Source organism: Parabacteroides sp. Marseille-P3160 (genome assembly GCF_900162725.1).
Taxonomy (GTDB): domain Bacteria; phylum Bacteroidota; class Bacteroidia; order Bacteroidales; family Tannerellaceae; genus Marseille-P3160.
The window spans coordinates 668,133-689,149 of sequence record NZ_LT799418.1 but is presented as its reverse complement, the minus strand read 5'-3'; the positions used below and the strand labels follow the sequence as shown (position 1 = coordinate 689,149).

Genomic DNA, 21,017 nt, shown 5'->3' with positions numbered 1-21,017 from the left:
AATCAAAAAAGCTATTATTCGTTACAGCTATGAGCAACGAAACGTTTGACATGGTCGCAAAAACCCTCTACGGACTGGAAGAGGTATTGGCCGGAGAATTAGTCGCTTTAGGCGCAAACAATGTGGAAATTGGCCGTAGAATGGTCTCCTTTACCGGAGATAAGGAATTGTTGTACAAGGCCAACTTCTCTTCCCGTACGGCTCTCCGCATATTGAAGCCGATTTATCGATTCAAAGCCAAAGATGCCGACACCGTCTATAAAGAAGTGAAAAAGATTCAGTGGGAAAACTATCTGTCTTTAGAAAAAACCTTTGCCATTGATTCGGTGATCTACTCGGAAGACTTCAATCATTCTAAATTTGTAGCTTACCGGACTAAAGATGCTATTGTGGATTACTTCATCGACACGTTCCAAAAGCGTCCTTCTGTCCGGGTGAACAACCCCGACATCTATATCAATGTACATATTTCGCACAACGACTGTACGGTTTCGATCGATAGTTCGGGCGAAAGCCTCCATAAACGGGGATACCGGGTGGAACAGACCGAAGCTCCGCTGAACGAGGTACTGGCCGCCGGCATGATCCTGAAAACAGGCTGGAAAGGGGAATCCAATTTCGTCGATCCGATGTGTGGCTCCGGGACATTACTGATTGAAGCGGCCATGATCGCACTGAATATCTCTCCGGGAATTTTCCGTAAATCTTTTGCCTTTGAAAAATGGACCGACTTCGACCGGGAACTATTCGACCATATCTATAACGACGAAAGCAACGAACGGGAATTCAAATTCAAATGTTACGGTTCCGATATTTCTCCCGCAGCGATTGAAACAGCGGAAAAAAATGTCCGCAGTGCCGGATTGTCGAAATATATCGAACTCAAAGTGTTGCCTTTCCAGCAATACACCGACGCCCCCCAACCGGGCATTCTGGTCACGAACCCTCCCTATGGCGAACGGATCACGACACGCGACCTGATGGGGTTGTATACCATGATCGGCGAACGCCTGAAGCATGTGTTTCCCAATTATAAAGCATGGATTCTCAGCTATAAGGACGAGTGCTTCGACAAGATCGGTCTACATCCGAACGATAAGATGAATTTATTGAACGGTTCGCTTGAATGCGAGTTCCGCTGCTATGAGATTTTCGAAGGGAAAAACAAAGATTATAAAAAGGCGTTGAATGAACAAGGGAATCGCTTCAACCGGGATAGCAGGCCCTCCAAACCGGCCAAACGGTTGCCTTCTCCTATCCGCGACGACGATGAGGAAGAAGTCTTCATCGGACGAGGGAAATCGTTCATACCCAAGAAACGCTTCAACGAGGAGGATCGCTTCAGGGAGCGGAAACAACCGACCAAGAAGCCGTTCAAGAGAAGGAGCTATGATGATTAAACGGGGTGGACTGCTACTGTTGACAATCTTGCTTTCCATGCCCATCATAGCACAAGAGCAACCGCTCACTTTACAAGATCTGATCCCGGGAGGCAAAACGGCCTACCGGTTTACTCCCCGGGATATCAAACAGCTTCAGTGGTATGGAGATACCTATCTTTATGCAAAAGGAGATAGCCTATACCAAGGCATACCGGAGCAGGGCGAGAAAATCGCCTTGACGCTTTCCCGGTTCAACGAAACGCTGGAAACCGCCGGACTGCCGACCTTATCTTCCCTACCCAATTTTACAGTTCCCTACAATGCGACTCCTTTTCTGGCATTCGGAAACAGGCAACATCTTATCCATTATGATTTAAGTAAACAAATGGTATTACGGGATTACCAGCCTGAAACATCCTGGGAAAATGCATCCTTAGCCCCTGAAGGCGGCTACTACGCTTTCACCAACGACAATAATGTCGTCCTTCTTTCTCCGGAAAAAAAAATTCTTCCTATAACGAATGAAACCGACAAGGGTATTGTCTCTGGCCAGGCAGTTCATCAACGGGAATTCGGCATTACGAAAGGCTTATTTTGGTCTCCGACAGGGAAAGCACTTGCTTTCTACCGGATGGACAAACGGATGGTAACAGACTACCCGATTGTCGATATCGATACCCGATGCGCTGCCGTCAAACCGTTCAAATACCCGATGGCGGGAATGAAAAGCCATGAGGTTACCGTCGGCGTTTATCACTTGGAAACCCGTGAAACGGTCTGGCTTCAAACCGGCCTTCCCAAAGAGAAATACCTGACTAATATAGCTTGGAGCCCGGACGGGAAGCATATTTATATCGCCGAACTGAACCGGGAGCAGAACCATTGCCGGATGGTTCGCTATAATGCGGAAACGGGCGCCCGCGAAAAAGTCCTTTTCGAAGAACAGAACGACCGTTATGTAGAGCCGCAACATCCGGTAGTCTTCCTGCCGGAAGACTCGACGCGGTTCATCTGGCAAAGCCAGCGGGACGGCTTCAATCATCTTTACTTATATGATACGAAAGGGAAGTTACTGAAACAATTGACCTCCGGGGAATGGGTGGTCACCGACTTTCTCGGATTCGACAGGGACGGCACCCATCTTTATGTAGCAGCAACGGCTCCCCTTCCATCGAGTTCCGTCCGAAGCGGGGATCCGATGCAAATCTATGCCTGGCGGATAAATATCGGCAATGGAGAACGCTTTTGCCTGAACACGAAGCATCCGGCCGTTCATTCCGCTACGATCAGCCCTTCCGGAAAGTATGCGTTAGACCGTGCGTCTTCTCCTTCTATCCCCAGGGATATCGACCTAATACGCGCCAAGGACGGAAAGATTATAAAAAACTTATTGTCGGCGCCCAATCCGTATGCAAAGTATACAATGCCGGAAATTGTGACCGGAACGATTCTTTCGGCAGACGGACGGACACCGTTGAATTACCGGTTGGTCAAGCCGGTTCAATTTGATGAGACGAAGAAATATCCCGCGATCGTCTATGTATACGGAGGACCGCACGCCCAACTCGTCACCGGCGACTGGATGAACGGCGTCCGGGGTTGGGATCTCTACATGGCGCAACGGGGCTATGTGGTTTTCACGGTCGACGGCCGCGGGTCGGCCAACCGGGGATTTGAGTTCGAAAGTATGATCCACCAGAACCTCGGAGTTAAAGAAATGGAAGACCAGTTGAAAGGCGTAGAATTCCTGAAGTCTCTTCCGTTTGTAGACAGCAACCGCCTGGGAGTCCACGGCTGGAGTTACGGCGGTTTCATGACAACCAATCTGATGCTTACCTATCCGGATCTGTTCAAAGCCGGAGTGGCCGGAGGGCCGGTCATCGATTGGAGCAAATACGAAATCATGTACGGAGAACGTTATATGGACCATCCGAAAGAGAATCCCGAAGGTTACCGTCAAGCGGACCTGACGCTGAAGGCAGACCGCCTGAAAGGACATCTGTTGCTTATCCACGGCACGGCGGATCCGGTTGTCGTCTGGCAGCATAGCCTTTCATTCCTAAAGGCTTGCATCGAAAAGGAAACCTATCCCGACTATTTCGTTTATCCCGGCCACCAGCATAATGTGACGGGAAGGGATCGCGTTCATCTGCATGAAAAGATAACACGCTATTTTGACGATTACTTAAAATAAAAAAACAGATAAGACAATGAATATATTACTCCTCGGTTCCGGCGGCCGCGAACATGCGTTGGCCTGGAAGATCGCCCAAAGTCCCAAGACAGATCGCCTTTTCATTGCGCCTGGTAACGCCGGTACGGCAAGGGTGGGTGTCAATGTCCCTATCAGTGCGGAAGATTTCCCTGCCATCAAGGCTTTTGTATTGGAAAATGGCATCCGCATGGTTGTCGTAGGCCCGGAAGCTCCCTTGGTAAAGGGAATTTATGATTTTTTCAAACAGGATGCCGCCTTGCAGGACATCCCGGTCATCGGCCCGAGCAAACAGGGGGCCCAACTGGAAGGGAGTAAGGATTTTGCCAAAGCGTTCATGCAACGCCACAGGATCCCGACCGCCGGATATAAAAGCGTCACGGCGGCAAACCTGGAAGAGGGCTACGCCTTCCTTGGATCCCTGATGCCTCCCTATGTACTGAAAGCGGATGGCCTGGCAGCCGGTAAAGGGGTGCTGATATTGGATAACCTGGAAGAGGCGAAAAAGGAACTAGCCGAAATGTTGCAAGGAATGTTCGGAGACGCAAGCAGAACAGTTGTCATTGAAGAATTCCTCGACGGTATCGAATGTTCCGTCTTTGTCCTTTCTGACGGAACGGATTACAAAATCCTGCCGGTAGCCAAAGACTATAAACGCATCGGCGAAGGAAATACCGGGTTGAATACCGGCGGCATGGGAGCAGTCTCCCCTGTTCCGTTTGCTGATGGGCATTTCATGAGAAAAGTGGAGGAGCGTATTATCCGCCCGACCATTGCCGGATTAAAAGCCGAAGGTCTCGATTACAAAGGATTCATTTTCCTTGGATTAATTAAGGTTAAGGGAGAGCCGGTGGTAATCGAATACAACTGCCGGATGGGTGACCCGGAAACCGAAGCTGTCATGCTACGCATCCAAAGCGATTTCGTCGATTTGTTGGAAGGTGTGGCGGAAGGAAATATAGCAAAGCGTACGTTGACGGAAGATCCGCGGGCTACCGTAACGGTCGTACTGGTCAGCGGAGGCTATCCGGAAGCATATGAAAAAGGAAAGACGATCGAAGGCCTGGACGAAGTGCCGGCCGGAAGCATTGCTTTCCATGCGGGAACGAAGAAAATAGACGGCCGAATCGTCACGGACGGAGGCCGCGTACTGGCTATCAGTTCCTATGGCAAAGATAAAGAGGAAGCATTGGCCCGATCGTTCGCAGGCGCCAATGCCATCCGGTTTGATAAGAAATATTTCCGTTCGGATATCGGATTCGATTTATAATTGATTTATGCGGGAAGGACGTTACTCCTCAAGAAGATTGCCGGTGGTAAGCCGGTGGCCCGGCATTCTGACAATTATTGCTTGTCTGGGATGTTGGATCATGGGGTATGCCTTCTCCATCGGTTATCCGGTATATGGAGAGGTATCGTCGACTCCTCTCTGGAATATCATCTGCATGGCTTTACCTGGCAAAGCCTTTACCTACTTCATCGGTTTTATCCTGATGGCCTTAGGTGCGCTCTTGCTTCACCGGGCAAATTTAGAATTAAGATTTATCCGGGAGAAAACCCTGTTGCCCTTTATTCTCTATATCCTTTTTATAAGTACCAATCCGGACTTTCTCCCGTTGAACGCCACTTCGCTCGGAACCTACTGTTTAATCCTGGCCATGTACGAACTCTTTTCGTCTTACCATTCTCCGGAAAAGGTCAGCAAAGCTTTCAACACGGCTCTTCTGATTGGGATAGGGAGCCTACTCTGGATTCATATCATCTGGTTCCTCCCTTTGTTCTGGTACGGGATGTATACTTTCCGGACATTCAGCCTGAGGGGAGTGATTGCCTCCTTGCTTGGGATCGGCATTATCTATTGGCTGTTATTCGGATGGAATATCCTCTTTTATAATTACCAATCGTTCATCATTCCCTTTGCCTCCCTCTTTAAAATCAATTTGCAAGGAATAGGGGAATGGGATCTATGGCAAACAATCACGACCCTTTGGATCGCCGGGTTGACGGTTGTTGCCTCGTTCAATATCATTACACATGAATTCGACGATAATCTTCGCACCCGGGAGTATCTTTTCTTCCTGATGTTCTTTGCCATCTGGGCTTTTACCCTCTTCTTCCTTTATGAACAAACATCAGACGAACTGCTGGAAATAGCCTGTATCCCCTGTTCCATTTTATTGGCTCATTTCTTCACCGTACAAAAGGGGAAAATTGTTTTCTGGCTCTTCCTACTTACTCCTCTGCTTTTTCTGGCACGTTTTATAAATTATATATGGAATTTCTTATAGAATACGGCTATATAGGAGTCTTCATTGCTGCTTTTCTAGCAGCTACGGTACTGCCATTCAGTTCAGAAGTCGTCCTGACAGGAGTCATGCTCACCGGAGCATCCGGACTCCCCTTGTTTATTGCGGCGACCTTAGGTAATTTTCTGGGAGGGATGAGTTGTTATTGGCTCGGCATGATCGGAAAAACGGAATGGATTGAGAAATACCTGAAGCTGAAGCGGAGCAAACTGGAAAAAGTCCAGCTTTGGATCCAGGGAAAAGGCTCCTGGATGGGCTTCTTCGTCTTTCTCCCCGGCGTAGGCGACTTTATTGCCGTCGCCTTGGGATTCCTCCGCGCCAATATCTGGATTGTTGCCTTATCCATGTTTGCCGGCAAAGCCATCCGTTATTGGGTCTGGATGGAGTTAGTCTATAAAGCTCAACAAATGATTTAAAATGACGGCGTAGGAAACCTTTATAATAATTTAAACTGATATCCTTCACTTAAAAGCCATTCGATGGCGCGGGGCATGGCTTCCTTCATGTTCTTTTCCGCCTTCAGCGAATCGTGGAAAACAATAATGGAACCGTTTCGCGCATGCTTCTTTACATTATTGAATACATCCTCAGGAGTCATACGCCAACTGTAATCCCGCGTAACCACGTCCCACATGATTATCTTATACTTTTTTCTCAAACGAAGTAACTGCGGAAAACGCATATGCCCATGCGGAGGACGGAAAAGGTTACTGTGAATATATTCGGACGCCTTCTCGACATTCTCCACGTAGAGGCGGGACCAGGAACCGACTCCCTGTATATGATTGAACGTGTGATTTCCTACCCGGTGCCCCCGGTCCAATACCATCTGAAAAGTTTCCGGATGCTTTCGGACATTGTCCCCGACGCAAAAGAACGTCGCTTTGACGCCATACCGGTCCAAGATGTCCAAAACCCATGGAGTAACCTCCGGAATAGGGCCATCATCAAACGTGAGATATACGCATTTCTCTTCTCCCGGAATGCGCCAAATGGCTCCCGGGAACAGGATCCGATAATAACAGGGAGGGGACTCTATAAACATAACCGCTTACTCTCCTCTTGCCGATCCTGCATATTTCTGAGAAAATATTTCAAATTCCTTATGGAATTTCTTTCCATATTCAGGATTATACTTGTTGCTGGTACGGATGATTTCCTGCAATACCGCCAGGTCCTGCCGCAACTCCCTTTGTACGGAAGCACGTTGAGTCGGATTCAGGCGGAAGAACCAATCTATATTCCGGATGGAATAACCGGCGATCTGGTCATAAATCTTTTCTGCTTTCTCCTTCTGACCAAGTACATAATACATTTCAGCGATAGATAGACCGGTGTAATCCATCGTCACGTTCTTCAGCACTTCCACCGATTTATCCAGTACGGCCAACGCCTTATCCTTCTTGTTTTCGTTGATCAGCGATTCAGCCAACCTGCCGAACAAAGCCATCCGATAGCTTTTGCACATCCGCATGACATTCTCATCCAGGTAAACGCCCGGTTGGTCGATACCGCCCCATTTAAACTTGTTCATCAGATTGTCATACATCCGATCCGAATTAACCGAAAGGGGTTCATCTTTTGCAGGCAGGGGAACAACCTGATAAGTCAATCCGGTTTGCTGGAAATAGGGATCTAATCCCGCAAACTGATCCGGGCTAACCGTGATTGCGTAATAAATCGGGCGTTTCCAGTTATTGGTACGCAACATATCGAGGATGATCAATTCCTGTTTACCAAGAATGGTCTTTTGGCTCAGGTCGATTGACATCTGCGGCAAGATTTTAGAAGCATCCTCCGGACGAACCGTACCCGAAGCGAGGGCGGCTGCCGAGTCTACATTATAAACCAATGTCTTGGCAGGAATATAATCGATCGATTCACCATATCCGGGAATTTGTTTGGTTTTCGGATCATTGCTGCGGACAAACTCCAACGCGGCGCCCAGCTCGGCTGGCTGCCCTTCCATCCGGTCCATCACATAAGCAACATCCCTGGTGCCCTGTACATAGTCCGCCCGCTCCCAAGAGATAGGCAACGGATCGGAGTTATAAGCCTGACGCTTCATCTGGTCGATATACCAGTCCGTCTGCAGGTAACTAGTGTTGCAAACGCGGACATCCGTACGGATTCCTTCCACTTCCTGGGCATACCAGAGAGGGAATGTATCATTGTCTCCGTTTGTGAAGATCACAGCGTTCGGAGCACAGGATTCCAAGTAATTGCTACCGAAGTCGCGGGCAATATAGCGGCCGGAACGATCGTGGTCGTCCCAGTTTTGTGAAGCCATCTGTACCGGAACGACCAAGGCTGCCAGTGTAGCGACAGCGCTCGCCACTAGGCCTGGAGCCTTCAGGTATTTCTCCAATGCCTTCGCTATGGATGCCACCCCGAATCCTACCCATATACAAAAGGCGTAGAACGATCCGGCATAGGCGTAATCACGTTCACGCGGCTGGTAAGGTGTCTGGTTCAGGTACAAAACAATGGCGATACCCGTCATGAAGAAGAGGAAGAACGTCACCCAGAAACTCTGTATTCCTCTTTTCCCGGCATAGGCCTGATAGAGCAAGCCGATAACCCCGAGCAGCAGAGGCAGCATATAATATACGTTATGTCCTTTATTATTCGCAATATCATCAGGCATATTATCCTGCGGGCCTACCAAGACCTCGTCGATAAACTTGATCCCGGTAATCCAGTTTCCGTTCATCACTTCGCCGTTCCCTTGGATATCATTCTGACGTCCGGAAAAGTTCCACATGAAATACCGCCAATACATAAAATTCAACTGATAAGAAAAAAAGAAACGGATATTCTCGGCAAATGTCGGCTTCTGCACCGTTTTCCATTCGCCGCACCGCTCGTATCGTACGGGCTCCCCTTTAAAGCCGGACCATTCTTTATAAGCCCCCATGTGCTTGCTGTCCACGCTATACATACGCGGGAAGAGCATATTCAGCTCGTCCACATATTCGTACTTGAGATCGCGGCGTGAAATATAATAACGATCCTTTTCGTTCTTATCCTTTTTAATCACGCGGCTCCAGACCGGATTTCCGTCTTTCGTCACCGCAGCACACATTCCTCCCTGGCTTTCACGCTTCACTTCGGAAGCAAAGGTCTGTCCATAGAGCAGCGGCGTATCTCCGTATTGTTCACGCGCCAGATAAGTACGAAGCGTAAAGATATCGCTCGGCGTATTCTGGTTCATCGGGGTATCCGCCGTTGCACGGATCAGAATCAGTGCATAGGAAGAATAGCCGACCACAATGACCATCAGAGAGAGCAGTGTCGTATTCAATAATTTGATATTCAGATTTTTTGCCTTGAACAGGTAGTATGACAGCGCCAGAATCAACAGGATGCCCAGCATATACCCATTACCGATAAAAGGAATTCCAAGCAAAACGATTGAAAGAATAAACGCGACCTTCATCCGTCCCGGATGGATTTCGTCGCGCATCGTCTCCCATATCGCCCAAGCCAGCACGCCTGCAATCAAAATGGCATAGATGTAAACGCCACTGTTGTAAGGCATTCCCAACACATTCACGAACAAGAGCTCAAACCAACCGCAGATTTCGACCAGCCCCTGAACAACGCCATACATCATCAACGCCACAATCGCGAAAGAAATAAGAATGGCAATTAAGGTACCCTTCATCGTCGGATTAGGGAACTTCTTATAATAGTAAACCAGGACAATCGCCGGTATACAAAGCAAATTCAGCAAGTGGACGCCGATACTGAGTCCCATCAGATAGGCAATCAGTACGATCCAGCGGTCGGCATGAGGGCTGTCGGCGGAATCTTCCCATTTCAGGATCAGCCAGAAGACGGTTGCCGTGAAGAGGGATGAGAAAGCATAAACCTCGCCTTCCACCGCACTAAACCAGAAAGTGTCGCTGAAGGTATAAACAAATGCGCCGACCAAGCCGCATCCCATGATACGGATCAGTTGCGAAATATTCGGAGCCTCTCCGTCTGTCAAGATGATTTTCCGTGCCAGATGGGTAATGCTCCAAAAAAGGAATAGAATAGTCAGACCGCTAAAAAGGGCGGACATGACATTTACCATCTTTCCTACCTCCGCCGTACCGGAAGCAAAATGGGTAAACAGGTTGGCGACAAGCATAAAGAACGGCGCTCCGGGAGGGTGCCCTACTTCCAGTTTAAAAGCCGAGGTAATAAATTCACCGCAGTCCCAGAAACTGCCTGTCGGTTCTATGGTCATCAGATATACGGCAGAAGCTATTAGAAAAGTAATCCATCCCAATACGTTATTGACCAGTTTATATTTTCCCATATTTCGTGAAATGATGATTGTTTTCAATATGAAGGCACACCCTCGTGTACATTCGGACGCAAAGGTAGCAAAATACGTTCATATTAACGCAAGTATCGCTTTTAAATTCTATAACGGGAGGAGGCGATTAACATTCCTTGTTAGAAAAAATAGGCACGAGTAGAATAGATGCCTTTTTGACTTGTTGTATCTAAAAAACCGCTATAAGCGAATAGGATCGCTTTTTCAGGCATAATTAGAAATTTTTCAGGCATAAAAAAGAATTCTCGGCTCCCTATTCATCCACATCTGTTTATTAAGTAGCATTAGGAAGATAGGAAAATAGATTGTATCTTTACTCTTCAGATAAAAACAGATGGAACTTCGGATAGCAAACGTAACGCGATATATTATGCCCTTGCGGGAGGGTGGTTCCCTGCCGGCATTGGCGGAAGCGGACGACGGATTCAAATACGTACTGAAATTTAAGGGTACCGGACATGGGCCGAAGGCACTAATCTCGGAACTTATCGGGGGAGTTGTCGCCAAAACGCTGGGACTAAGGGTTCCGGAACTTGTCTTCCTCCAATTGGATGAAGATTTCGGACGGACGGAGGGGGATGAGGAGATACAGGACTTGCTGCAGGCCAGCCGGGGACTGAATCTCGGACTGCATTTCCTTTCGGGCGCTTTCATGTTCGATCCGGTAGTAACGGCCGTCGACCCTTTGCTGGCCTCGCAGATCGTCTGGTTAGATGCCTACCTGACGAATGTAGACCGGACGACGAAAAACACCAACCTGCTGATGTGGAACCATGAATTATGGCTGATCGACCATGGGGCGACACTGTTTTTCCATCATTCATGGGTAAATTGGGAGGCGCATGCGCTGAGTCCGTTTCCTTTGATCAAAAGCCATGCCCTGTTGCAGCAGGCGAGCAAACTTCCGGCTGTAGATGCAGCTTTCCGGCGGATATTGACTCCGGAGGTACTCCGGGAGATAGTCGGCCTTCTTCCCGACGAGTGGCTTCGATGGGGGGAACCGGACGGGGATACGCCCGAAGAACTGCGTTCCGTTTATTACCGGTTTCTGACCGAACGCCTCTCCCATTCCGAAAACTTTGTAAATGAAGCGCAACATGCAAGGGAAGCACTTATATGAATACGCCGTCATCCGCGTTCTTCCGGTGATCGAACGCGGAGAGTTCGTGAACGTCGGGTTGATCCTGTTTTCGAAACGGGCGAAATATATCCACGCCCGCTTCCTACTGGATCCGCGAAAGACCGCCTTCTTTCCGCCGGACTTTGATTTTGAATTCTTGAAAGCCAATCTCGAGGCGTTCTGTACGATTGCCGAAGGCTGCAAAAAGGGAGGAACCATTGCCAGCCTCGACCTTCCCGAACGTTTCCGATGGCTGACCGCCGTCCGCAGCACAACGATCCAAACCTCTCGCCCACATCCGGGATTTGCCGCCGATCTCGACCAGGCCTTCGATGCCCTCTTCCGTGAACTAGTGCTATGACAATTGTTATACCGGGGTAATTCCCTGCTCCGCAAGGAGCTTAAGGCCTAATTCCCTTAATTTGAATTTCTGGATCTTGCCGCTACCGGTCATGGGAAATGAATCAACAAAGAATATATATTTAGGAATCTTGTGGCGGGCAATCTTCCCGCGGCAAAAATCACGTACTTCATCCGCCGTCAAGGTTACTCTTTCATGCGTGATAATAAAGGCTCCCACCTCTTCCCCGTATTTTTCTGAAGCAATAGCGGCAACCTGAATGTCTTTCACTCCTTCCAGGTGATATAGAAATTCCTCTATTTCCCTCGGATATATATTCTCTCCCCCACGGATAATCATATCTTTAATCCGCCCCGTAATATGATAGTATCCCTGTTCATCCTTAATTCCCAGATCCCCGCTGTGGAGCCAGCCGTCCGCATCGATGACTTCGGCCGTCGCTTGGGGATTCTTATAATATCCTTTCATATTCAGATAGCCACGGCAACAAACCTCTCCTTGTACGCCGTGAGGGCATTCTTCTCCCGTTTCGGGATTGACGATCTTCACTTCCGTAAACGGATATTCCTTGCCGACGGTCGTACAACGCAGCTCGAAGCTATCGTCCAGCACCGTATGCGTCATCCCCGGCGAACTTTCCGTTAATCCGTATACACTCGTTATATAAGTAATATGCAACTTAGTCGTTACCGCACGCATTAGCTCGACCGGACACAGGGAGCCGGCCATAATCCCGGTGCGAAGGGAAGAGACATCGAACAGGTCAAACATCGGATGATTCATTTCGGCAATAAACATGGTCGGCACTCCGTAAAGCGCCGTACAGCGTTCCTTATGCACCGACGCCAGCACGACCAATGGGTCGAAACGCTCCACCATGACTTGCGTACATCCGTGTGTCAACACATTCATTGTCGCCAACACCACGCCGAAGCAATGGAACAGGGGGACGCAGCAACAAAGTTTATCTTTTGCGGTAAAGCCCATTCCTTCCCCGGTAAAATATCCGTTGTTGGCTATATTATGGTGGCTTAACATGACGCCCTTGGGAAAGCCGGTCGTCCCCGAAGTATACTGCATATTGACGACATCATGGCATCCGACCCGGCTCTTTGCTTCCGACAAATTCTCATCATCGACATTCTCACCCAGCAAGAGGATTTCCGCCGTGTTGTACATCCCCCGGAACTTTTCCTGCCCGATATAAATTACATTTTTCAATTCAGGGAAACGTTTGCTTTTCAAATAACCACGCTGCGATTCACGGAGCTCCGGAAGCATCGTATAGGTCATATCCACATAATTTCCGTCAAAGACACCTTCGGTAATACACAAAGTATGGATATCGGCATCCTCTACCAAGAATTCCAGTTCGTTCTGCTTATAGTTCGTATTTATAGTCACTAATATCGCACCGACCTTTGCCCCGGCAAAAAGAAAAGTCAACCAGTCGGGTACATTGGTCGCCCAGATACCGATATGAGTACCTTGTTTTACTCCGACGGACAATAATCCTTTGGCCATGTCGTCCACCCGCAGGTTGAATTCCTTCCAGGTAAACCGCAGGTTCCGATCGGAATATACGAGATATTCCTTATCGGGGGTAACGGCAGCCCAATATTCCAGCCACTGCCCGAGCGTTTTATCTTGCAGTTCCATTAATTAACCGGGAGTATAAATAATGCCCAGGATTTTAGCCGTAGCCCCGTCGGCCGCATGTACGTGGTGGGAAACGATGGAATCATAATAAATGCAATCCCCGGCATTCAACAGGTAAGCCTGTTTTCCGTAATTTACCTCGATCCTCCCCTCCAAAACATAGATAAATTCTTCTCCTTCATGGGAAGAATGGGTAAACTCAGCTCCTTCGGAAGAACTTACCTCGATCAGGAATGGCTCCATATGGCGTCCGGCCTTATCCTGCGAGAGTGAATGGTAAACCATATGCTTCCGGTTTTGCGTTGAATTGTTACTAAAGTTAATGCCGTTTAACCGGTTGCAATCCTGCATCCGGCAAATAACAGGCCCTAACTCCTTTTGGTCGTCGAGGAAGGTGCCTAACCGTACTCCCAGGGTACGTGCAACCCGGATCAACGGTGCAAGCGAAGGGAGATCGACATTTCCTTCGATCCGCTCCAATTGCTCTAAAGTTAAGGAGGAGCGTTCGGCCACCTCCTCTGTGGAGAGTTTTTTCGATTCGCGGACACTCTTTATCTTATCCCCGATGATTCTGTTTGTGCCCATAACTCATGGCTTTGCTTTGATTACATATAAAGATGACAAAAATACATTATTTTACTTTCTTCTCATCTTCCTTCCTGAAAATCTCTTCAATCTCTTCAGCACTTAATTCTTTCACGTTGGTTATGGTATAGGACAAAGACAAAAAATTACCGTATAAATTACATTCATGCACTATTTCGTCCAAGCGATCCTTCAGATTCTCCAGGACGGGCACTAAAAGGAGCATCTCCACATGGTGTTCCTTCACGGTCAAGCGTTCAATTTCGCAATCATGGAGGGGCAGGGCATAAGAGAATTCCCGCTCTATTGTCTTCTTCTGATAGTCCTGAAAAGGCATTCCGCCTTTTGAACCCAACAGGACAAAGAAACGCAACTTACCCTCCTTTCCTCCCAGTCCAGTGGAAATATAAATCTGTTTTTCTTCAGATAATTCCGACTCGAGCTGGATACGGCCTTCCATTAAAGCAATCGCCGTCCAATCCCTCAGATCTTCCGGAGCGACCACTATGAATTTCTCCAACAAACGGTAAGCTCTTACTTGCTTGGAAGTCGCTAAAGCCGCAAGAATGCGTTTCTTATAGCTCAGCATGGCTTCGTCATTTTGCATGGTAGCTACATAGTGTTCATATGCCTCATCATCCATCGGCCATTTTTCTTTGGCTACTTGGGCTGACACCCTAAAATATTCCATCTGTACCTCAACGGGAATGCGCTGCTCAAGTATATGATAATGTCCCTCTACTCCTTTAAAGGAGTCTTGGAACTTCTTAAAAACATCCTTTTCCTCTTTCATAAACTTGTTCTTTTTGCAAAGTCTCTACTCTAAAACCCTAAACAATGAGTAAAAATAAGACTTTTTTTTGCAGAATTACAGAATAATCCGTTTTTCTTCTTTTTTTTCCGGCAAAGAGTCGTTTGCCGATTAAAGGAAAAGACGTAGATTTGTGAGATTGAATGTATGGATATCTATTACTCTTATCGACGTGAAACAAGAAGAAGAAAAAATAGTCGGGCTACCGGAAAACGCTTACCGTGAATTAAACGAAGGTGAAGAATATAAACCCTTAATGCCCGCGGAAAAGTCTTTCCGGGAAGTTACGCCTTGGTCTGTATTATGGGGACTGCTGATGGCCGTTCTTTTCAGCGCCGCAGCCGCCTACCTGGGACTAAAGGTAGGACAAGTATTCGAAGCCGCCATTCCTATCGCTATCATAGCCGTAGGGCTTTCAACCGGCTTCAAGCGCAAGAATGCTCTGGGAGAGAATGTCATTATACAATCCATCGGGGCCAGCAGCGGTGTGATCGTAGCCGGTGCGATCTTCACCCTTCCCGCTTTATATATTCTCCAGGATAAATATCCGGAAATCACTGTCAACTTCTTCGAAGTCTTCATGAGTTCCCTGTTGGGAGGTATTCTCGGAATTTTATTGTTGATTCCTTTTCGCAAATATTTTGTTTCCGATATGCACGGAAAATACCCATTCCCGGAGGCAACCGCCACCACCCAGGTGCTGGTCTCGGGCGAAAAAGGGGGCAACCAGGCAAAGCCGCTCATACTGGCCGGCATTATCGGAGGATTATATGATTTTATCGTAGCGACCTTCGGCTGGTGGAACGAAACGGTAACGACCCGCATGGTCGGTTTTGGTGAAATGATAGCGGAAAAAATAAAACTGGTGTTCAAAGTCAATGTCGGTGCCGCCGTATTGGGACTGGGATATATTATCGGATTGAAGTATGCGGCCATCATTTGCGCCGGTTCTTTTCTTGTCTGGTTCCTGATCATACCGCTCATGTCATTCTTTTTCGGAGACGCCGTCCTGACCTTCGGAAATACGGCAATTGCAAACACCGTCGGAAGTATGAGCGCTGAGCAAATCTTCACCTCCTACGCCCGCCACATCGGTATCGGAGGAATAGCAACGGCCGGAGTCATCGGGATTATCAAGTCCTGGAGTATTATCAAGTCCGCCGTCACTTTAGCGACGAAGGAGCTTAAAGGGAAAGCCGGGAAAGCAGACCGGACCGTACTCCGTACGCAACAGGACCTCTCGATGAAATTTATCGCCATCGGCTCCTTAATCGCCCTGCTCGCCATCTTCCTGTTTTTCTATCTGGGAGTGGTAAATAACCTGGTACACGCCATCGTCGGGCTGTTGGTCGTCACCGTCATCGCCTTCCTTTTCACCACCGTGGCAGCCAATGCGATTGCGATCGTAGGGACGAACCCGGTATCCGGGATGACACTCATGACGTTGATCCTGGCCTCCATCATTTTAGTAGCCGTCGGCTTAAAAGGGATACCCGGAATGGTCTCGGCATTAATTATCGGTGGAGTCGTCTGCACCGCCTTATCCATGGCGGGGGGATTCATCACCGATCTAAAAATCGGATATTGGTTGGGCAGCACTCCTGCCAAACAGGAAACCTGGAAGTTCCTGGGAACCTTGGTTTCGGCCGCTACCGTAGGAGGCGTTATCCTGATCCTGAACAAAACCTACGGATTTACCAGCGGCCAATTGGCAGCGCCGCAAGCTAATGCAATGGCTGCCGTCATCGAGCCGTTGATGAGCGGCGCCGGAGCTCCCTGGCCGCTCTATGGAATCGGAGCCGCCATCGCGATCGTGCTAAACTTCTGCAAAATCCCGCCGCTGGCGTTCGCCTTGGGTATGTTTATCCCGATAGAACTAAATACGCCCCTCCTTATCGGCGGAGCCATTAACTGGTATGTCGGCAGCCGGAGCAAAGACAAAACGCTGAATACCGCAAGAGTAGAAAAAGGCACCTTGCTTGCCTCCGGATTTATTGCCGGAGGCGCCTTGATGGGAGTTGTCAGCGCCGCCCTGCGTTTTGCCGGCATCCAACTGATAAACGAAGAATGGCTAAGCAACCACTGGTCGGAAGCCTTGGCTGTAGTCATCTACATACTGCTAATTTCCTATTTGGCAGTTAGTTCCCTTAAAGCCAAAAAAGAGAACGAATGATGGAAGCACCTGTTGTCAACGTCGGTATCCTCACCGAAAAGGCCGTTACTTTCATCCTGAACGGTGACTTCATTCATACACAGACAGGGCATGACCTTTCCGGCGTGCAACATGTCCTTTGGGTAGACGGGCAAATCGTTTTTAACGGAAGACTCTATCAGGAACTGTTTTTTGAACCGGTATCTCAGGACGCGTCATTCGACCTGAAAGCGGTCACGATCGGTGTCCATTTCCATTGGCAACGCAACGAAGACCAACGATTCAGAGGATCGCTTTATATGCGTACCTCTCCCGAGGGGATTGTGACGATCAATCAGATTGATGTGGAAGAGTACCTGACTAGCGTTATCTCTTCGGAAATGAGTGCCGAAGCTTCCCTTGAGCTTCTTCAGGCACATGCCGTTATTTCCCGCAGCTGGTTGCTGGCGCAGATGGAGAAACGGATTCAAGTGGATCAGGATGACCGGAAATATCAATCCCTCTATTGCGACAACGAACAGCTTATCCGCTGGTATGACCGCGAAGACCATACGCTTTTCGACGTTTGCGCCGACGATCATTGCCAGCGTTACCAGGGAATCACCCGCGCCTCTACCCCGAAAGTTCAGGAAGCGATCCGGAAGACGCGAGGGGAAATCCTGACATATGACGGGGAGATCTGCGATGCCCGTTTTTCCAAGTCCTGCGGCGGAGTAACCGAAAGATTCGAAAATTGCTGGGAACCGGTACCGCACCCTTATCTGACCACTCTGCGCGACAGCAGGGAATCCGGCTTCCCCGACTTGCGGATCGAAGCGGAAGCGGAACGCTGGATCCGTACCGCTCCAGAGGCCTTCTGCAATACGCATGACCCGGCCATATTAGGACAGGTATTAAACAATTACGACCAGGAAACGACCGACTTTTACCGCTGGAAAGTAGAGTATACACAAGCCCAACTGGCCGAGCTGATTCACCGGAAGACGCAAATAAACTTCGGCGAAATCACCGATTTGATTCCCCTCGAAAGAGGAACTTCGGGAAGAATCGTCAAACTGAAGATTGTCGGTACGCGCCGCACCTACATCATCGGAAAAGAACTGGAAATCCGCCGTACCCTATCCGAGACCCATCTATACAGCTCGGCTTTTGTTGTAGACAAGGAGGGCGAAACCGCCGATGGTATTCCCCAACGTTTTTGCCTGACCGGAGCCGGCTGGGGGCATGGAGTCGGGCTCTGCCAAATCGGCGCGGCCGTCATGGGCGCCAAGGGTTATGGTTATCAGGAAATACTTACGCACTATTTCCCCGGGGCCGCTATCGAACGAAGATATTAAGGAAGGAAACATAATAAAGGCCGCCCGAATCAATCCGGACGACCTTAAGCTAATGTTTACCTAGTCTAACAGTTGTTGAGGCCAACTGCTTGTTTTCGCCTTCCCAGGTTACCGACAGTGCAAAAGAAAACAAATCTTTCTTTCGTTGAAAACAGAATAGACGAATGGCCCATTTTTCTCGACGAATGGGGCTATTCCGGAAGGGACTCAATTTAAGTAAAGCGACGCAGGCCTCTTTTGTATTTTTCACATTAAAGTCAAGGCTATTATTTTCTCACAAACAATAAAATTAAATGATTAAAAACACGACCCTTATCTTTTTATGATCAATGGTTTCTATTCTGCTTTTTATTTAGTTCATACTAAATAATTCCTCAACAAAAATTACCTTTGCCGCCATGAATAACTTTTTAATAGAATCTCATCCATTAGGCTTTTTCCTCCCTGAAAAGGCAAGGATATTAATGCTCGGAAGTTTCCCTCCTCCGAAGGAACGGTGGTCTATGAATTTTTATTACCCCAATATCCAGAATGATATGTGGCGTATTCTCGGACTTATTTTCTTCGGGGATAAAACCTGTTTCCTGACCACCGATGGAAAGGCTTTCGATGAAGAACGGGTTCGCCGTTTCTGCATGGAAAAAGGCATTGCAATCGGAGACACGGCCGCAGAGGTAGTCCGCCTGAAAGGCAACGCTTCGGATCTGCACTTGAAAGTGGTGAAGCCTTTTCCCATAGATCGAATTTTACGAACACTTCCGGACTGTAAAGGCATCGTTATCACCGGCCAGAAATCGATGGATACGTTATTAACCAACCTCCCGGCGGAAGAGCCTCCGGTCGGCGGTTTTACCGGATTCCAACTGGACGGACGTTCTTTCCTGCTTTTCAGAATGCCTTCTTCATCGAGGGCATATCCTAAACCCTTGGAAGAAAAAGCAAACATTTACCGGGAGATGTTCCGTCATTTGGGAATGGTCGATTAATTTTCGATATTCATCGTACCAAAGAATTTCGTTTTACGGCTCTCTTCGGGAAGTAAAGTGGAGATAGCTTTGGCCACTTCGATCGGACGATCCGATTCAATCATATCTACGCCTTGGCGTATAATCTGCCGGTAAGCTTCTCCCCTCTCCTCAGGAGTAGGTCGTTTGTCTTCTGTCGGAGCTGCCGAAACCATGCACATAACGCCTCGTTCGTGCAACATATCGATCACGATCCTGTTTTCCGGCGTCACCTGACTACCTACATAGGCCATGATATGGCTCCAGGGAATTCCGGCTTTTTCATATTCGAGCAAAGCTTCCTGCGTCTTGACGAAAGCTTCGAACATGAAATTCCTGTTTTTCCGGTAGTAGAAAAGTGCCTCTTCAGCATTGTGAACGGTAATCATCACATAAGCCTCGGCTCCCATTTCGGTAATGAGTCGGGCCGTCATTTCCTTCGGGACATCTTTTTCATCTAATATAAGAATGGTTTTTCCCTTTGCCCATCGGATCGCCTCTTCAAGTGTCGGGATTTGTGCATTGGTTTCATTTCCGTCGGCATCTTTCAGATAAAGTTTCTGCAATTCGCTCCAAGTATAATCGGCCACCTTCCCGGAGCCTGTAGTGGTCCTTGAAAGGCTGTCGTCATGAATAAGGATAATCACACTGTCTTGGGTCAGGCGGGGATCTACTTCGAAGGTTGCCGGCGTATTCCGTAATGTATTTTCAAAAGTTTCCAAACTATTTTCGGGAAAACCTTTTTCGTTTCCTCCCCGGTGTCCGCTGATTAAAGGAACAGCATCTTCGGCATATTCAAAATAGGAACGAAGTTCATCCGGAGTGGATATCTGAATTGTCTTCAGCTCATTCCCCAGCTCGCTTTTGGATTGGTTAAAGGCGCAGCTACTCATAAAGAGCAATCCGCATAGACTTATCATATGGATCCTCGTTTTCATTTCCGTTCATTTTTTATATATTCCGGGACAAAGTTAGGTCAAACGATCGAGATTCCGAATATAAAGCGGCAAACTAAATGTGTTAAGATTCCGCTTAGAAGATTTAGTATGCTGAATATGCATATTTTCACTACTGATTGCTCTCTATCAGCCATCGTACTAAATCTTTCAACCATTATTATTAGATAGGGAAGCCATAAAAAAGGAACACTAGTCAAAGAAAGACTTTGACTTATTCCCCTTCTTGGATAGAAGGGGACTGTTGCTAATATATATCTTTATTTTCTTGCCAAAAATAAAAAAGAAATCAACCATAAACAAATTTTTAGAGATATTTTTTTTCACAAACACTTCTCAATATTCTATCTTTCTAATAAAAAAAGAGTTCTATCAAATGTTTAGATATTTATAAATATTTTTTTTGTTATCCTATTGAAAAACAATAACAAAAAAAATGATTTAATGCAAGAATATTCCATCCTGTTTAAAAATTAGAATGGAGGCGCATTAAAATGTTCATTATGCATCCTTTTATCCTGGCATAAGGAATCTTTTCGGATTCGCGGTTTCCATTGCTGCCGGTCAATGCAATGATCCCGGTCATTCACCGTACCGATTATACATCCTCCACTTCTATCCAAGAAATACTCTTTTAGGTGAGATGTTGTAAGAACTGATAAGAAATTATCATGTGGAGGAGACCGCAAGATAGATAATTGTTAACCGTCTAATAATGAGAGCCATTAAAAGAAAAGTGCAGCTATCTGCCACGATGTTTATCCAGTATTTTATTCAAGGTCCCTGGTATGTCACAATAGAT

16 protein-coding genes are annotated in these 21,017 nt (G+C 47.7%); 10 read left to right on the top strand and 6 right to left on the bottom strand.

What is annotated here, in order from left to right:
* Positions 1-50: 50 nt before the first annotated feature.
* The 5 genes from BQ8014_RS02825 to BQ8014_RS02805 are packed head-to-tail and all read left to right on the top strand — an operon-like array spanning position 51 to position 6,316.
* The gene (locus tag BQ8014_RS02825; RefSeq protein WP_080903037.1) at positions 51-1,400 is read left to right on the top strand and encodes a THUMP domain-containing class I SAM-dependent RNA methyltransferase; all 1,350 of its coding nucleotides are present in this window, start codon (positions 51-53) and stop codon (positions 1,398-1,400) included.
* A complete protein-coding gene (locus tag BQ8014_RS02820; protein WP_080903036.1) occupies positions 1,390-3,576 on the top strand; it encodes a S9 family peptidase in 2,187 nt (728 codons plus the stop codon). The genes BQ8014_RS02825 and BQ8014_RS02820 overlap by 11 nt, the downstream gene beginning before the upstream one ends.
* 16 nt (positions 3,577-3,592) lie before the next feature.
* Positions 3,593-4,864 (top strand): phosphoribosylamine--glycine ligase, encoded by a 1,272-nt coding sequence (gene purD / locus BQ8014_RS02815; protein WP_080903035.1) that lies wholly within the window; start codon positions 3,593-3,595, stop codon positions 4,862-4,864.
* A 7-nt stretch (positions 4,865-4,871) separates the two neighbouring features.
* Positions 4,872-5,882: a DUF6427 family protein gene (locus tag BQ8014_RS02810; protein WP_080903034.1), complete on the top strand. Its 1,011-nt coding sequence runs from the start codon at positions 4,872-4,874 to the stop codon at positions 5,880-5,882.
* Entirely contained in the window at positions 5,867-6,316 is a 450-nt protein-coding gene (locus BQ8014_RS02805) for a YqaA family protein (protein WP_080903033.1), read from the top strand. Before BQ8014_RS02810 ends, BQ8014_RS02805 begins: the two co-directional genes overlap by 16 nt.
* A gap of 20 nt (positions 6,317-6,336) precedes the next feature.
* On the opposite strand, the gene BQ8014_RS02800 is transcribed toward BQ8014_RS02805, so the two are convergent.
* Both BQ8014_RS02800 and BQ8014_RS02795 read right to left on the bottom strand, forming a co-directional pair.
* Positions 6,337-6,945, bottom strand: a complete 609-nt coding sequence (locus tag BQ8014_RS02800) for a polysaccharide deacetylase family protein (RefSeq protein WP_080903032.1) — start codon at positions 6,943-6,945, stop codon at positions 6,337-6,339.
* 6 nt (positions 6,946-6,951) lie between these two features.
* The gene (locus BQ8014_RS02795; RefSeq protein WP_080905776.1) at positions 6,952-10,209 is read right to left on the bottom strand and encodes a glycosyltransferase family 117 protein; all 3,258 of its coding nucleotides are present in this window, start codon (positions 10,207-10,209) and stop codon (positions 6,952-6,954) included.
* Between the two features lie 355 nt (positions 10,210-10,564).
* Here BQ8014_RS02795 and BQ8014_RS02790 point away from each other — a divergent pair, with 355 nt between their 5' ends.
* Together BQ8014_RS02790 and BQ8014_RS02785 are read left to right on the top strand one after the other, a co-directional pair.
* Positions 10,565-11,350, top strand: a complete 786-nt coding sequence (locus BQ8014_RS02790; RefSeq protein WP_080903031.1) for a HipA family kinase — start codon at positions 10,565-10,567, stop codon at positions 11,348-11,350.
* On the top strand, positions 11,328-11,711 hold the full coding sequence (locus BQ8014_RS02785) for a DUF3037 domain-containing protein (protein WP_080903030.1): 384 nt from the start codon (positions 11,328-11,330) through the stop codon (positions 11,709-11,711). Before BQ8014_RS02790 ends, BQ8014_RS02785 begins: the two co-directional genes overlap by 23 nt.
* Before the next feature lie 6 nt (positions 11,712-11,717).
* Here the strand turns inward: BQ8014_RS02785 and BQ8014_RS02780 are convergent, their stop codons facing one another.
* The 3 genes from BQ8014_RS02780 to BQ8014_RS02770 are packed head-to-tail and all read right to left on the bottom strand — an operon-like array spanning position 11,718 to position 14,748.
* Positions 11,718-13,370, bottom strand: a complete 1,653-nt coding sequence (locus BQ8014_RS02780; RefSeq protein ID WP_080903029.1) for an AMP-binding protein — start codon at positions 13,368-13,370, stop codon at positions 11,718-11,720.
* A gap of 3 nt (positions 13,371-13,373) precedes the next feature.
* On the bottom strand, positions 13,374-13,955 hold the full coding sequence (locus BQ8014_RS02775; RefSeq protein ID WP_080903028.1) for a helix-turn-helix domain-containing protein: 582 nt from the start codon (positions 13,953-13,955) through the stop codon (positions 13,374-13,376).
* A 46-nt stretch (positions 13,956-14,001) separates the two neighbouring features.
* The gene (locus tag BQ8014_RS02770) at positions 14,002-14,748 is read right to left on the bottom strand and encodes a hypothetical protein (RefSeq protein WP_080903027.1); all 747 of its coding nucleotides are present in this window, start codon (positions 14,746-14,748) and stop codon (positions 14,002-14,004) included.
* 190 nt (positions 14,749-14,938) lie between these two features.
* On the opposite strand from BQ8014_RS02770, the gene BQ8014_RS02765 reads away from it, so the two are divergent.
* From BQ8014_RS02765 to BQ8014_RS02755, 3 genes are all read left to right on the top strand, one after another.
* The gene (locus tag BQ8014_RS02765; protein ID WP_080905775.1) at positions 14,939-16,939 is read left to right on the top strand and encodes an OPT family oligopeptide transporter; all 2,001 of its coding nucleotides are present in this window, start codon (positions 14,939-14,941) and stop codon (positions 16,937-16,939) included.
* Positions 16,939-18,255 carry a SpoIID/LytB domain-containing protein gene (locus BQ8014_RS02760; RefSeq protein ID WP_080905774.1) on the top strand — a complete coding sequence of 439 codons (1,317 nt, stop codon included), beginning with the start codon at positions 16,939-16,941 and terminating at the stop codon, positions 18,253-18,255. Before BQ8014_RS02765 ends, BQ8014_RS02760 begins: the two co-directional genes overlap by 1 nt.
* A 398-nt stretch (positions 18,256-18,653) precedes the next feature.
* Positions 18,654-19,241, top strand: coding sequence for a uracil-DNA glycosylase family protein (locus BQ8014_RS02755; RefSeq protein WP_080903026.1), 588 nt, complete (start codon positions 18,654-18,656; stop codon positions 19,239-19,241).
* On the opposite strand, the gene BQ8014_RS02750 is transcribed toward BQ8014_RS02755, so the two are convergent.
* Positions 19,238-20,197 carry a glycerophosphodiester phosphodiesterase family protein gene (locus tag BQ8014_RS02750; protein ID WP_080903025.1) on the bottom strand — a complete coding sequence of 320 codons (960 nt, stop codon included), beginning with the start codon at positions 20,195-20,197 and terminating at the stop codon, positions 19,238-19,240. The two genes, BQ8014_RS02755 and BQ8014_RS02750, sit on opposite strands and share 4 nt — an antisense overlap.
* Between the last annotated feature and the right edge of the window lie 820 nt (positions 20,198-21,017).